General features: G+C 44.6%; 10 protein-coding genes, 1 tRNA gene and 4 pseudogenes. 6 read left to right on the top strand and 9 right to left on the bottom strand.

What is annotated here, in order from left to right; all coding sequences use genetic code 11:
* Nucleotides 1-189: 189 nt before the first annotated feature.
* Complete coding sequence (locus L0M13_RS05355; protein WP_235199270.1) at nucleotides 190-1,695, bottom strand: carbon-nitrogen hydrolase family protein; 1,506 nt, start codon at nucleotides 1,693-1,695, stop codon at nucleotides 190-192.
* Nucleotides 1,696-1,864: 169 nt separating this feature from the next.
* On the opposite strand from L0M13_RS05355, the gene L0M13_RS05350 reads away from it, so the two are divergent.
* Genes L0M13_RS05350 through L0M13_RS05340 form a run of 3 tightly spaced genes read left to right on the top strand, consistent with a single transcriptional unit; the run spans nucleotide 1,865 to nucleotide 3,691 of the window.
* Nucleotides 1,865-2,290 (top strand): disulfide oxidoreductase, encoded by a 426-nt coding sequence (locus tag L0M13_RS05350; RefSeq protein WP_235198631.1) that lies wholly within the window; start codon nucleotides 1,865-1,867, stop codon nucleotides 2,288-2,290.
* Nucleotides 2,291-2,318: 28 nt separating this feature from the next.
* Nucleotides 2,319-2,789 (top strand): thioredoxin family protein, encoded by a 471-nt coding sequence (locus L0M13_RS05345; RefSeq protein ID WP_235199269.1) that lies wholly within the window; start codon nucleotides 2,319-2,321, stop codon nucleotides 2,787-2,789.
* A gap of 56 nt (nucleotides 2,790-2,845) precedes the next feature.
* Complete coding sequence (locus tag L0M13_RS05340) at nucleotides 2,846-3,691, top strand: RluA family pseudouridine synthase (RefSeq protein ID WP_235198630.1); 846 nt, start codon at nucleotides 2,846-2,848, stop codon at nucleotides 3,689-3,691.
* Between the two features lie 28 nt (nucleotides 3,692-3,719).
* Here the strand turns inward: L0M13_RS05340 and L0M13_RS05335 are convergent, their stop codons facing one another.
* Nucleotides 3,720-4,550: an aldo/keto reductase gene (locus L0M13_RS05335; RefSeq protein WP_235198629.1), complete on the bottom strand. Its 831-nt coding sequence runs from the start codon at nucleotides 4,548-4,550 to the stop codon at nucleotides 3,720-3,722.
* A 149-nt stretch (nucleotides 4,551-4,699) separates the two neighbouring features.
* Here L0M13_RS05335 and L0M13_RS05330 point away from each other — a divergent pair, with 149 nt between their 5' ends.
* Entirely contained in the window at nucleotides 4,700-6,001 is a 1,302-nt protein-coding gene (locus L0M13_RS05330; RefSeq protein WP_235198628.1) for an NCS2 family permease, read from the top strand.
* 85 nt (nucleotides 6,002-6,086) lie between these two features.
* On the opposite strand, the gene L0M13_RS05325 is transcribed toward L0M13_RS05330, so the two are convergent.
* From L0M13_RS05325 to queG, 3 genes and pseudogenes are all read right to left on the bottom strand, one after another.
* A complete protein-coding gene (locus L0M13_RS05325) occupies nucleotides 6,087-6,395 on the bottom strand; it encodes a hypothetical protein (protein ID WP_235198627.1) in 309 nt (102 codons plus the stop codon).
* A gap of 437 nt (nucleotides 6,396-6,832) precedes the next feature.
* Nucleotides 6,833-7,306 carry a tRNA (uridine(34)/cytosine(34)/5-carboxymethylaminomethyluridine(34)-2'-O)-methyltransferase TrmL gene (gene trmL, locus L0M13_RS05320; protein ID WP_235198626.1) on the bottom strand — a complete coding sequence of 158 codons (474 nt, stop codon included), beginning with the start codon at nucleotides 7,304-7,306 and terminating at the stop codon, nucleotides 6,833-6,835.
* 10 nt (nucleotides 7,307-7,316) lie between these two features.
* Nucleotides 7,317-8,461 (bottom strand): annotated as a pseudogene (gene queG, locus L0M13_RS05315) (tRNA epoxyqueuosine(34) reductase QueG).
* Between the two features lie 70 nt (nucleotides 8,462-8,531).
* Here queG and L0M13_RS05310 point away from each other — a divergent pair.
* Together L0M13_RS05310 and L0M13_RS05305 are read left to right on the top strand one after the other, a co-directional pair.
* Complete coding sequence (locus L0M13_RS05310) at nucleotides 8,532-9,194, top strand: B3/B4 domain-containing protein (RefSeq protein ID WP_235198625.1); 663 nt, start codon at nucleotides 8,532-8,534, stop codon at nucleotides 9,192-9,194.
* Nucleotides 9,195-9,342: 148 nt separating this feature from the next.
* Nucleotides 9,343-10,388, top strand: a pseudogene (locus L0M13_RS05305) (C45 family autoproteolytic acyltransferase/hydolase).
* Between the two features lie 34 nt (nucleotides 10,389-10,422).
* Here L0M13_RS05305 and L0M13_RS05300 read toward each other — a convergent pair.
* The 4 genes and pseudogenes from L0M13_RS05300 to L0M13_RS05285 form a co-directional block, all read right to left on the bottom strand.
* Nucleotides 10,423-11,474 (bottom strand): annotated as a pseudogene (locus L0M13_RS05300) (C45 family autoproteolytic acyltransferase/hydolase).
* 319 nt (nucleotides 11,475-11,793) lie between these two features.
* Nucleotides 11,794-11,877 (bottom strand) — tRNA-Leu (locus L0M13_RS05295).
* Between the two features lie 162 nt (nucleotides 11,878-12,039).
* Nucleotides 12,040-13,038 carry an inorganic phosphate transporter gene (locus L0M13_RS05290; protein WP_235198624.1) on the bottom strand — a complete coding sequence of 333 codons (999 nt, stop codon included), beginning with the start codon at nucleotides 13,036-13,038 and terminating at the stop codon, nucleotides 12,040-12,042.
* A 15-nt stretch (nucleotides 13,039-13,053) separates the two neighbouring features.
* Nucleotides 13,054-13,670, bottom strand: a pseudogene (locus tag L0M13_RS05285) (DUF47 domain-containing protein).
* Nucleotides 13,671-14,100: the final 430 nt, after the last annotated feature.

The following is a 14,100-nucleotide window of genomic DNA, read 5'->3' as shown; positions in this document are numbered from 1 at the left end:
CGCTATGGACAGAAATCCCACAATAAGCCGAGGATGCAAGGCAGCAGATAGGCTATTACTGTACCATCACGGTTTTAAACTCCTACTCTTGCGCAAAACAGCTGCGGAGTAACGGTTTCTGAATGCAACTTAGTAAATTTTATTTTTAATATACTGAAAAACCGCTTCTTTGTAAGAAGCGGTTCAGAATTAATCTTTTTTGTATTCTACGTTGTAGACGTCGTGGCGGCGGTCTTTCAATTGCTTGACCGTCCCGTTTTGGCGCTGGCGGCGAAGAATCTCAAGATCTACATCCCCGATTAACACCATTTCCAGGTTCGGATTGGTTTCACCGACGATGCCGTCGCGGGCAAACTCGAAATCAGATGGTGCAAAAATGCCGGACTGGGCATATTGGATATCCATATTTTCCGTTTGTGGCAAATTGCCGACTGTTCCCGAGATGACCGTGTAGATCTGGTTTTCCACAGCACGAGCCTGTGCACAATAGCGGACGCGCAGGTAACCTTGGCGATCTTCTGTACAGAATGGCGTAAAGATGATGTTTGCGCCCATATCCGTTGCAATGCGGGCAAGTTCCGGGAATTCGATGTCGTAGCAGATTTGAATCGCGATCTTCCCGCAATCCGTATCAAATACGCGCACGGAATCTCCGGCAGAAATCCCCCACCATTTGCGTTCATTCGGCGTGATATGGATTTTGTATTGTTTATCGATCGATCCATCACGGCGGAATAAATACGCAATGTTGTAGATCTCGTCATCTTCTTCTTTGACGAAATGCGAGCCCCCGATAATGTTGATATTGTAGCGCACCGCAAGATCCGTAAACAATTCAATATACTGAGGTGTATATTCCGTTAATTTCCGTACCGCTTGGCTCGGAGACGGTTCGTTTAGGAAAGACATCAATTGCGTCGTGAAAATCTCAGGGAAAACCACGAAATCTGAATGGGCATCTGATGCAACGTCCACAAAGTATTCCACTTGGTTCGCTAAATCATCGAATGATTCGATTGCGCGCATCAAATATTGAACGACGCAAATGCGCACTGGCAGACTCGTTTTAAAATGGCGTTTCGAAATCGGCTTATAATCCACGTTATTCCATTCCATCAATGTCGCGTATTTACCGGATGCAATATCATCCTGCAAATAATTCGGGTTGATGCGCATCAATTGGAATCCATTCATCAACTGGAACGTCAAGACCGGATCGTAGATTTTATGGCGTGAAACAGCGTCCACATATTCTCTAGGAGACATTTCATCTGAATGTTTATGGTAATTCGGAATGCGTCCGCCAAGAATGATCGACTTCAAATTCAATTCGCGCGCCAATTCTTTTCTTGCTTCATACAGGCGCTGGCCAACTTGCATACGGCGGTAATCCGGATGGACCATCACTTCAATTCCGTACATATTGTAGCCGTCCGGATTGTGGTTCGTGATATAGCCGCCGTCGGTTACATCGTCCCATGTATGGCGGTCATCGTATTCATCAAAATTTATTAAGAGGCTGGAACAAGAACCGATCACTTTGCCGTCAAGCTCTGCCACTAATTGCCCCTGTGGGAAAACCCCTAAATGGCTTCGTAATTGTTCTTCTTTCCATGGATCCATTCCAGGAAAACAGAGGCGCTGCATTTCCAAAATCGCGCTAATATCTGAATAGGTCATTTCCCGGATGATCATGCTTTTTTCAAAATGGGATAAATCGAATTGTTCTTGGCACTGCAGCCACTCCTTCACAAAAGTTTCAAACTTTATTATATAGGAACGCTGTCCAGGTTGATATTATTTTACTTGCTGCGCCAGAACATTTATAATTTCAAGGATGTTACTATAGAAAAGAGGGACTTTCGTGACGAAACGTCAAGACAATATTTTGCTCTCCATGTGGGTCGTAGCACTTGTTGCTACAGCCGGCTCCCTTTATTTTTCTGAAATCAGAGGCTACGTTCCTTGTACGCTATGCTGGATCCAACGCATTTTCATGTATCCGCTGGTTCTCATCATCGGCATTGCCTACGCTCAGAAAAATGTACGGATTGCTTTGACTGCCCTGGTATTTTCACTTATCGGCGGATGCATTTCGCTTTACCATTATGGGCTGCAAAAGCTGGACTTCCTGTCTGATTCCGCTCCTTCTTGCGGACAAGTTCCATGCACTGGGGAATACATTAACTGGCTAGGATTTATCACCATTCCGTTTTTAGCGCTGACTGCATTCATCTTAATTGCCGGAATGAGCATGTACTTACTGAAAACCCTTAAGGAGGAAGCGTAAAGTGAATACGAAAACAAAGAAAAGCGGTATTTCAAAATTAATTTGGATTGCTGCAGCCGTAGTTATCATCTTTGGACTTATCATCTTTTTGACCAATCAGTCCAATAAAAGCAAATTAGCCGATAATCCATACGACAAAGAAGATTTGAACCAAGCGACGATTGACCAGCTGGATGACGAGAACTACCAGAACATCGCGTTGCCGGATGAAGTCAATGAGCAAATCCAAAGCGGGGAACCGACTACGGTTTACTTCTTTAGCCCAACTTGTCCGCATTGCCAAGCAACAACTCCTATTCTAATGCCAACAGCAGAAGATATGGATGTGGAAGTTCTCCAATATAACCTATTGGAGTATGAGCAAGGCTGGGAAGATTATTTCATCGAAGCAACGCCTACACTCGTCCATTATGAAGACGGCGAAGAAGTCGCGCGTTGGGTCGGAGCACAACCGAAAGAAAATATAGAAGAATTCTTTAATCAAGTCGTTCTAAAATAATAAGATATAAAGGGTCATGTGCGGTGCGCATGGCCCTTTCATTTGGAGGAATCGTTATGGCGTGGAGCTATACTATACAAGACGACGGCATGACCGTCGAAGAATTATTAAGGAAAGAATGGGGCCTTGGGAAAAAAGTGGTGCATGAAATGCGAATGGCCAAAAGTGTGAAGAATGATAAGTTCCAGGAAGTGATTTGGAAAGAACCGCTTGCAAAAGGAACTGTGCTTCAATTCGAGCTGCCTCCTGCCGCATCTCCCTACGAGCCAAAGCATGACGTGGAATTGCCGATCCTTTTCGAAGATGATCATTTCATCGTGGCGCGCAAACCAAAAGGCATGGCTACTCATCCGAATGAAGTCGGTCAGATTGATACATTCATCAATGCTATTCTCGGCCATATCATCCGCAACGGCGGTTCTTACGGCGAGCATGTCCATCGCCTTGACCAAGGCACATCCGGCCTGTTAATGGTCGCAAAACATCCTGTCGCAAAAAATGTATTGGACCGCATGCTTGAACAAAAACAGCTGGTGCGCGACTACGAAGCGGTAGTAAAAGGCAAAGTCCACAACAAATCCGGCACGATTGATTTTCCGCTTGGCAAAGACCGCCATCACCCAACCCGCCGCCGTGTCTCGCCTACCGGGCAAAGTGCTGTCACGCATTATAAAGTGCTAAAGCAAATGGAAGGAAAATCATTGCTGCATTTGACTTTGGAAACGGGCCGCACGCACCAGATCCGGGCGCATTTGTCCCATATCGGCCATCCGATCATCGGCGACGAAATGTACGACGGACCAGCGACACAAGACGGTGCCTACCATCTTCATGCATTCCGCATGTCGTTCATCCATCCCTTCACCCATGAAAAGATTATCGTAGAAGATTCTGCGCGTTAAAAAAAGCCGCCAAATTTGGCGACTTTTCTTATAGGCTGATTTGATCCGGATGCGTTCCTGAACGCCAATCCTGATTCAACCCGTCGATCATTTTCATTTCCTCTTCCGATAAGGAGAAGTTATAGACATCCGCATTTTCAACTATGCGCGAAGGCGTCACGGATTTCGGAATGACGATGAGATTACTTTGTAAATGCCAGCGGATGACTACTTGCGCAATCGATTTTCCGTGGGCTTCGGCAATTTTTTCCAAGACCGGATCTTCCAGCAATCTGCCACGCGCTAGCGGTGACCAGGAAGTGATAGCAATATTATGCTCTTCACAGAATTGGCGCAGCGGTTCTTGCGTCAATTGAGGGTGGAGCTCAATCTGGTTGACCATCGGCTTCGTGTTCGCAGTTGCGAAAATCTTTTCCAAGTGGTGGATCTGGTGGTTAGAAACTCCGATCGACCGCACCAGTTTTTCATCGTAAAGACGCTGAATTGCGCGGTAAGTTTCAACATAAGTTTCCGGTATGGCCCAGTGTGTCAAATACAAATCCAAATAATCAAAGCCAAGGCGCTCAAGCGACGCCTCAAAAGCGCGGAGTGTTTGATCGTATCCTTGGTCGGTGTTCCAAACTTTCGAAGTGATGAATAATTCCTCGCGTTTAACCCCGGACGCCCGAACTGCTTCTCCGACTTCCCGTTCGTTCTCATAAACCGTGGCCGTGTCAATCGCAGGATATCCCGCTCCAATCGCAGCCTCCATCGCTTTTAGCGCTTCATCCGGCTCTTTCATTTTATACACGCCGAGGCCGAAACGAGGCATTTCCACGCCATTATGTAAGGTTTTTGTTGATTTAATCGTTAATTCCATGTCAATCATCCTTTCTCTCTTTTATTGTACAAATAACTTCCACTTATTTCGACTATTACGATTTCTTAAAAAGGGTTGCATTTCATTATAAAAGCGAATAATATAATGAATGTTGTTTAAATCGTTCGTGTTTGAAAGGAAGTAATTCAATGTTTCACTTAAAAGAAAATGGAACGACTGCCAAAACAGAAGTTTTAGCTGGAATGACCACTTTCTTGACGATGGCTTATATCGTCATCGTCAACCCCGTTATTCTCAGCGCTGCAGGCGTGCCTTTTGACCAAGTTTTCCTTGCAACCATCATTGCCTCCGTGATCGGTACTTTATGGATGGCGTTAATGGCCAATTATCCAATTGCCATCGCTCCCGGTATGGGGTTGAATGCTTATTTCACTTCTATGGTTCTTGGATCGGATGGAGTCATCGATTACATCACTGCTTTCAGCTCTGTATTTGTGGCTGGACTTCTTTTTGTTATTTTATCGTTGACGCCTTTGCGTAAAGTATTGATCCAAGCGATTCCCGAAAACCTGAAGCATGCCATTACAGCAGGCATCGGGCTATTCATCGCTTTTATCGGTATGCGCATGAGCGGACTTATCGTCGCTAATGATGCCAATCTTGTCGGTCTAGGGGATTTGACTTCAGCGCCAGTCATCTTGACCTTAATCGGCTTATTCATCACCTTGATCTTCATGTCGCTGAATATTCATGGCGGAATTTTCTTCGGAATGATCGTTACTGGAATCATCGCCTTTTTCACCGGCCAACTGAAATTTGAAGGAAAACTTTTGGAACTTCCCTCGCTGCCGGACGGCATCATCGTCTGGAATCCGATTGAAGCCTTCCAAATGGTTATCGATTTCGGCTTATACGGCGTTGTTTTCTCTTTCCTTTTAGTTACCTTGTTTGATACGACTGGCACCATGGTCGGTGTCGCAAAACAGGCTGGATTGATGAAAAACAATAACATGCCGCGAATGAGACAAGCCTTGCTTGCCGACTCAATCGCCGGTACAGCCGGTGCCATGGTCGGCACCAGCCCGACTACCGCTTTTGTGGAATCTTCATCAGGAGTTGCTGCTGGCGGGCGCACCGGCTTAACGACGTTAACGGTAGCCATCTTGTTTATCCTGGCTGCATTCTTTAGCCCGCTTGTCGCTGCCTTATCAAATGTCGCAGCCATCACTGCGCCTGCTTTGATCATCGTCGGCAGTTTGATGATCGGCTCAGTGAAAAACATCGAGTGGGAAAAATTCGACGAAGCTTTCCCTGCATTCTTGATTGTTCTAGCAATGCCATTGACATCGAGCATTGCAACCGGAATCGCACTCGGCTTTATCTCTTATCCGCTTATGAAAATCTTTAAAGGAAAATGGAAAACGGTGCACCCGATTCTTTATGTATTCGCTGTCCTTTTCGCCATTCAACTTTTTATTGCACCGCATTAAGAAAAACGGAAGCGCCCGTCAAATCTACACGGGCGCTGGAGTCTGGACACAAAAAAACGCCCTTCATGGGCGTTTTTTTGATTGATTAAATTCTAGCGGTCCGGTTTGAAACAGCTGCGCTGATCAACAAGACGATGGCGCTAAGCAAGTGCATAGCCCAGCCGATAAGCGGGAACCAAGAAATGAGACTTGTGATAATCCCAAGAATCGAGCCTGATTTCGGCGAGAATTCACGGAAACAGAAGAATAGCGTAATGGCGTGAAGGACAAACATGACGCCTAAAACACCATATCCTGTGCTTAAGACAACAGAACCGCCGATGAATGGAATTGCAAGGAAAGCTTCGGCTAATCCGGTAATCCATAACAGCGCTACAGATATTTTCATTCTCATTATTGAATCATCCCTTCTTTTAATGCCTTTCTTTATATACGTTTGGCCAAGCGATAAGTTTCGTTTTCTTCAGCAAATCAAACAGCCTCCGACAAAACTTCTCCATATTTGGCTGGAGAGTTATATTTCATTTTTCCCGCCTTTACGCTATACTAAACAAAGATGCAAATTTCAAGGAGGTCGTTACTTATGAACTTAATCCTTATTTTAGGTATTTGTGTAGCGTTCCTAGCTGCTATTTTCACTGCAGGCTATGACGACAAACCAGGTACTCCAGAAGACAAATAATGAAAAGGCTGTGCAGTAAGTCAAATAAAGACTTACTGGACAGCCCTTTTGTTTTTAATAAAGCGTTTGATCATACTGTTTCTCCATCGCTGCGCTAGCTTCGTCGAAAAAAGGGTTGTCCCAAATTGCTTTTGGGACAACCCTTTTTCCTATTTCAATCCTGGATAATCCTGTTGGCGCAGCGCTTCATACATTAAAATGGCAGCTGTATTCGACAAATTGAGCGAACGGATATTTTCATTCATCGGGATGCGCAGGCAATGATCAAGGTTCGCATCGATCAACTCTCTTGGCAAGCCTTTCGTTTCCTGTCCGAAGACGAAGAAATGGTCTTTTTCAACATCCGAGAAATCGAAAGTCGTATACGTTTTCGTTCCAAATTTCGTAATGTAATAAAATTCGCCGTCTGCATAACGATCGAATAACTCTTGAAGCGAATCGTGGTAATGGATATCGACGTGCTCCCAATAATCGAGTCCAGCCCGTTTCAGCATTTTATCATCCGTTGAAAAGCCAAGCGGGCGAATCAAATGCAATTTTACTCCTGTACCTGCGCACGAACGTGCAATATTTCCTGTATTTGCCGGGATCAGCGGTTGATATAAAACAATGTGTATAGCCAAGTTCTTTCACTTATCCTTTCAATTCTTCGGCGTAGAACGCCAATCCTTTTTGAATTTCTTCTGCCACTTCCGCATCCTGTTCGACGAGCTGGGCTTGTTTCAATGCTTCAAGCCCAGATTCGGTGCCGATTTTTCCGATAGCCCATGCGGCCGTTCCGCGAATAACCGGTCGTTCATCGCTTTTCAACAGCTCGATCAGTGCAGGTACAGCCGATTTTTCTTTAAAATGGGCCAATGCCAGAATCGCATTCCGCTGAATCGGCTTTTTGCCTCTCCAAGAACCCGACACATAACCGAACTTCGCTTTGAATTCTTTATTGGAAATCTTAAGCAAAGGCTCTAAAAGCGGTTTCGCAATTTCCGGATCCGGTTCGAATTCCGCATGGATTTGATTTGCCTTGCGCTTATTCTTCGGACAGACCGTTTGGCATGTATCGCATCCATATAACCGGTTGCCGATGACGCCCCGGAACTCGTCCGGCAAAAAGCCTTTCGTCTGGGTTAAGAATGAAATGCAGCGCGTTGCATTCAATTGTCCGCCTTCCACAATCGCCCCTGTCGGACAGACATCGATGCATAACCGGCAATCTCCGCATTGGTCTTCCATCGGCTCATCGTAACGGAACGGGATATTGGTGATCATTTCCCCCAAATAGACGTAAGAACCGAATTCCGTTGTAATGATTGACGTGTTTTTCGCACTCCAGCCGATTCCGCGCGTTCGGCCACGGCACGGTCAGATAGCTCGCCAGTGTCCACCATTGAGCGCATGCGCGCTTCCGGATAATGGGCTGCAATAAATGCCTCAAGCAGGACCAAACGCTCTCTTAACGCTGCGTGGTAATCTTTCCCCCAGGAAGACCGGGAAAAGATTCCGCGGCGTGCACCTTTGACGCCTTGAGGCGCATCTTTCATTTTTGACGGATAGGCAATCGCGATGGCGATGATGCTCACTGCTTCATCCAGCAGTAAATCAGGGCGGATCCGCTTTTCAATATCCGGTTCTTCAAAGCCGGATTGGTATTTCAATTGCTGCTGGCGGATCAGCCGATGCTTTAAATTATAAAAAGGTTCTGCCGAAGCAAAACCGATTTTATCAATTCCGATCTCCGAGGCATACGCAACAAGCTCTTCTTGAAATTGATCGAGATTCATGCTGTAACCCCTCAATTCTATTCTATGATACTATAATGATTAACTACTATTACCTGAAAGGAAGAGTGCCATGAAAGCTTCCATCGACTCTCATATCAAAGAAATCCTTCCTGATTTTAAAATAGGCATCATTCATTATAACAATATCACCGTTTCCGATTCACCTCAAATGTTAAAAGGCCGCCTTCAGCTTTTCCAGGAGCAATTGTATTTCGACTTGGATGAAAAAGAGCTGACGGATTTTCCCGGCCTGTTGGAATGGAAACTGGCATGGAAAGCGCTAGGTGCAGACCCGAACCGCTACCGCCATTCCGCAGAAGCCCTGTTCCGCCGGATCAAAAAGCAGAATTACTTGAAGCCCGTGCATTCAGGCGTCGACATGAACAACTTCCTGTCCCTGCAATACGAAATTCCACTTGGCCTTTACGATGAAGACAAAATCAGTGGCGATGTGGAAATTACATTAGGTACGGACCAAGACCAGTACGAAGGCATCAATAACCGCTTGAATACACTTGCCAATATCATTGTGGCAAAAGACAGCCAAGGGCCGTTCGGCAGCCCGTATGTCGATTCCATCCGGACCGCTGTCACAGAAGAAACCAAAAATGCGCTCCACATCTTTTATTTGCGTCCGTCTATGGACCGCGATACGGCGCTTGAACTGTTGACTGCTGCATCCAATATGTTCACCGGCATCAACGGCGGCGACGCTGAATTTTATATTCTCTAATTTGGAATTTGCCCCGCCTCCTTTCCGAGTGCTAGGCAGATTCTTTTTCTTTCCGAAAAAAATGCAGTAAACTCGGAGTAGCTCGAATTCGAGAGTTTTTCACAGACTCATAGAAATTCGCTAATTTCCAATAAATGAGGGATCGCCAGTGAAAAAAGTCCACAGTGATATTATTCAATTTCGCGGCAGCCATTATGATTTCGGTTTTAAACAAGGCGAGTTGTTAAGGGATTCCTTTATCCTCCCCAACCGCAAAAAACAATGGGGCTCCAAAAACAAAAATTTTCTAATAGATGAAACACAGGCAACCAACACGCTGCTTGCGTTTGCTCCAAGAATTTGGGAGGAAATCACCGGCTTGGCCGATGCACTCGAATGGAGCATGCAAGACGCCATCCGCGAATTCGGCGGCTATTATTTGGAATATACGAGAAGCGGTTGTTCAATTTTTACAAGCAGCGCATACATGGTCCGCAATTACGACAGCTCACCCGAAGGCTACGAAGGACGGTTTGCCCTGTATCAGCCGACAGACGGCGGCTATGCCACCATCGGACCGACCATGCAAATTACCGGCAGAACCGACGGGTTAAATGAAAAAGGGCTCGTAATGGGTTATAACTTCATCAATCGGCGCAATTCTGAAGACGGTTTTATTTGCAATATGATCGGCCGGTTGATCTTAGAGAATTGTGCAACTGTTGAAGAAGCGATTGAATTGCTGGAAGAAATTCCGCACCGCCGCTCTTTCAGCTATGTGCTGCTCGACCGAAGCGGAAATCCGTAGTCGTTGAAGCTTCTCCACGCTCTGTCGTTGCACGTACTTCAAACGTTTCCACCAATCATTTTGAATTGCTGACAGAAGAAAACCGCTACCAGATGAACGATTCGCTTCGCCGTGAAGAAACCATTCGCACCCATTTAAACGAAGCAACAGATGCCTACAGCGCCTTTCGCAGATTGAACGATTTGGAACAAGGCGTCTTTTCGGAGAAATACAGCACGGCTTCCGGAACGCTCCATACCGCTTTTTACTTCCCGGAAAGCTTGGAAGTCGGTTTTGCCCTCGGTCCGAATCGCTTGCCGCTCCTGTTTGATTTTGATAAATGGCTGCAAGGCGAACGACTGCTTGCTAAACGCATCAACGGAAAAATCGATACGAAACTGCCATTCCCGCATATGGCAGAAATGTAAAAAAGCGCCCCCACTGGGCGCTTTTTTCATGTCATTAAACAAACTGCTTATCCAGATGGGCAAAACCGATATCTGTATCGATCTCCCCGTAGATTTGCTGTTCGGTAAGATTTTCTCCCGTGAGCCATTTTTTGAAATCAAAAATTTCTGGTTCCTGATTGCCGCCTAGCGCAAACCATACCGCCAATTCTTTCGGCAAATAAGCAGATGTGTGGATTGTTCCTGCCCAGCTCTTATACAACTTCGAGAACACCCCTTTATCCACATCATTGAAGAGGCGAAAAGCCTGATAAGCATCCTTTGTTGCATCCGGCTGCTGCCGGATCGCATCCAAACGTTCATACGAATCGTTTAAGTAATTCCGGTTTTCATATTGTTGAATTTCAAAATGGTTGGTGCACGCCGCATCCTTCCTGACATCGACTGCTCTCGGGCTTGCTTCAATGATGGCAGACTCGCCGCTCTTATCTTGTACAACGTAGCTGAACGAACCGCGATGCGGAATTTCTTCTAAAAGCGCAACTGCTTCCTGGACCGTCGAACAAGTCTCAAGCAGGATCCGGCCAATCATATAACAGACAAATCCATCTCCCGGCTGTTTCCGGTGCGTGAAATTATACCCCATCGCAAATCCCTTCTCATTCATGCCATCCATGCGCCCCGTTATGCGGAAGACGGCCCGATAAAGGCATAGCCGCCATCCGTTGGCTGAAACAGCAAAAAACGCCCTTCATAAGTCTGAGGATGGAAGTCATAATTGCGGACCAAGAAGTCGTCTCCTGTCACAATCGAACAGCCAGACGGCATCGCATCGATGCGGTAGCCTCCGAAATCCCTTAGCACTTCCTCCATCGGCAGCGATAAGCTTTCTTGAAGGCCAAGCAGCTCTTCCCAAATTCCTGGCGCAAATTTCAAAAAGGCGGTTTTCGTTTCATTTACATCAATTTTAAATCTCGGGCGTTTCGCTTTCCATTGCTTTCTGCGGTTATCCAAAATAATGGAATCTCTTAAACGTTCTCCTTGCATCTTTCCAAACTCATAATGGCTGCCACGGAATTGAAAAATATCGCTATGTATCTGCTTCATAGGCTCCTCCTTCTGCTTTTAAACACATTTTCTCCCGTCATTATATCAAGCAAATAATGGATAAAGACAGGAATTGTGCTTTTTGCCAGTTTCTTTAATAGACTCGTAGAGCATATATGCCTCTAATTCTTCTTTTAAGATACTTAACAGCTGCAGAAATACTTTAGTGGAAACTCTTCCTATTGATTTAAAAGTGTTTCTACAGCAAGCTCCAAAGCTTTTCAGCAATAACCCTCTTCTTCTTCAATAAAAGAGCATAAAAAAACACTTCTTGCATGAAGCAAGAAGTGTTTCAGCATCCGCTAAGCGGTGCAAAGTATACCGGCGGTCGGGGTCGAACCGACACTCCCGTGAAGGAACGGGATTTTGAGTCCCGCGCGTCTGCCAATTCCGCCACGCCGGCTTAATCGAATTGGACAAGATTTATCTTAACATAGCTTTTATAAATTGCACAAGCCTTTTTTGCGAAAAGTCTCATCATCCGTCTAAATCCATAAGCTATGAAAGCCGCTGCCAAAGTCCAAAGAAAAACAGGGCTTTGAATATCAAAGTCCCTGTCTTTCTTTTAAAGGAAAATATTAAGGATGAAATAGATGGCTGCGGCTAATGCTGCCGATATCGGCATCGTAATCACCCATGTAATCAGCATCGTTTTACCGGTTCCCCATTTCACGCCTTTAAGCCGATGTGAAGCTCCTACCCCCATAATGGAAGAGGAAATGACGTGCGTTGTACTAACCGGTAAATGAATGAATGTCGCTCCGAAGATAACGGCTGCTCCAGTCAAATCAGCAGCTACGCCATTGACAGGACGAATTTTCATAATCTTGCCGCCAACGGTCTTAATGATTCGCCATCCACCAACAGACGTCCCCAATGCCATTGCGGCAGCACAAGTAGCTTGTACCCATAACTGAATATCATCTGAAGATTGGTAGTTGTTGACGATCAACGCCATTGTGATAATCCCCATCGCTTTTTGTGCGTCATTCGTACCATGCGAAAATGATTGCAAAGCCGCTGTCGCAATTTGAATCAAGCGGAAATTTCGATTCGTTTTCGTTAAATTATTATTTTTGAATACTACTTTAAAGATACTATATACAAGATACCCCACAGCGAATGCCAGAATAGGCGATAAAATCAACGCTTGGAGAATTTTTATAAACCCTCCGTAATTCAATGCTGCGAATCCTGCCGCTGCAATGGCAGCACCGGCGATAGAACCGATTAAAGCATGAGAAGAACTACTCGGAATTCCGTAATACCAGGTAACCAAGTTCCAAGTGATTGCAGCAAGCAAAGCGGCTAAAATCACCACCGACCCATTCGTCAATGTAAATGGATCAACAATATCCTTCGTGATTGTTTTTGCTACTCCTGTAAATGCCATAGCTCCGACAAAGTTCATTACCGCAGCAAGCATAATTGCATGACGCGGCTTTAAAGCTTTTGTAGAGACTGCAGTAGCTATTGAATTGGCTGTATCGTGAAAGCCATTGATAAAGTCGAATATTACAGCAAAAACGACAATTAAAACTGTTATTAGCAGAACCATATCCATCGGTCATCTTGCTCCTTAAGCGTTTTTCATGATAATAGACTCAAATGTATTTGCTACCTTTTGGCAATGGTCTGCAATTTCTTCAAGCTCTTCATAGATTTCTTTATATTGAATAATGCGGATCGGATCTTTTTCCGTCTGGAAGAGATGTTTGATCGCATGGCGTCTCGTCACATCACATTGGGACTCGTAATCTTTTATTTTAATAGCGTGCTCTCTCATAGCCGGCAATTTCTTAGAAGACATCAAATCCACAGCCGTTTCGATTTCAATCGTGCTGAGGCGGATCGCTTCTACAAACTCCAACATGAATTCATCCGCATTGACGATTGAATACATTTCAAACATTGAGGCAGTATGATCTAAACCATCTAGCACATCATCCATACTCATAGCCAGTGCGAGAATGTCTTCTCTTTCAATAGGCGTGATAAAAGCGTTGTTCAAGTCCTGGATGACTGTATGGACATAATTATCGCCTTTTGTTTCATAATCTTTCATCGTATTGGAGAAAATCTTCAAATCACTGATTTCCGCAATTTATAGTCAGCAAAATAAGCTGCACTCTCTTTTAAATTCAAAGCGATATCCCCTAGTAGAACTGCAAACTTATCTTTTTTCTTGAAAGCCATTTTCTTACCTCCGCTAATTTCTAAAATAAATTCAAAGCTAGATTATGATAGCTCTTTTTAATCTTTTTTAATAGAACTTTAACCCCAACTTTACAAAACCTTAATAAAACAAACGATTATGAATTTCCTGTTTAATCTATTCGATTTTCTTTAATCTCCATTTCTGTAATAACGTAACGGCTGCTGTTCTCCTTCGCCATTTAATCTGATCTCTGTTAAAGAGAACTTCTCAAATTAGCTAATTTAGTATAAAACATTCCATAGAAATTAGAAAGACTTTTATCTCCTACGTCCTAGCCTGCATACAGCTGGAAACCGGTTTGTTTCTTTTTTAAAATCTTCCTGATATTTTCTTCCTTCCCTTAGATGGAGATCTTTCATAAGAGAATTCATTGAGGAGAACGTCCGTAACTCAATTTAAACCTTTTAA

It is taken from the genome of Planococcus sp. 107-1 (assembly GCF_021513255.1).
In the GTDB taxonomy this organism is placed as follows: Bacteria; Bacillota; Bacilli; order Bacillales_A; family Planococcaceae; genus Planococcus.
This window is presented reverse-complemented; position numbering and strand designations above follow the sequence as displayed.

Bases quoted from the DNA above. Each gene is read 5' to 3' on its own strand.
- L0M13_RS05325 (WP_235198627.1), bottom strand. From the start codon at position 6,395: ATGAGAATGAAAATATCTGTAGCGCTGTTATGGATTACCGGATTAGCC.
- L0M13_RS05330 (WP_235198628.1), top strand. From the start codon at position 4,700: ATGTTTCACTTAAAAGAAAATGGAACGACTGCCAAAACAGAAGTTTTA.
- L0M13_RS05310 (WP_235198625.1), top strand. From the start codon at position 8,532: ATGAAAGCTTCCATCGACTCTCATATCAAAGAAATCCTTCCTGATTTT.
- L0M13_RS05290 (WP_235198624.1), bottom strand. From the start codon at position 13,038: ATGGATATGGTTCTGCTAATAACAGTTTTAATTGTCGTTTTTGCTGTA.
- L0M13_RS05335 (WP_235198629.1), bottom strand. From the start codon at position 4,550: ATGGAATTAACGATTAAATCAACAAAAACCTTACATAATGGCGTGGAA.
- L0M13_RS05355 (WP_235199270.1), bottom strand. From the start codon at position 1,695: ATGATCATCCGGGAAATGACCTATTCAGATATTAGCGCGATTTTGGAA.
- L0M13_RS05340 (WP_235198630.1), top strand. From the start codon at position 2,846: ATGGCGTGGAGCTATACTATACAAGACGACGGCATGACCGTCGAAGAA.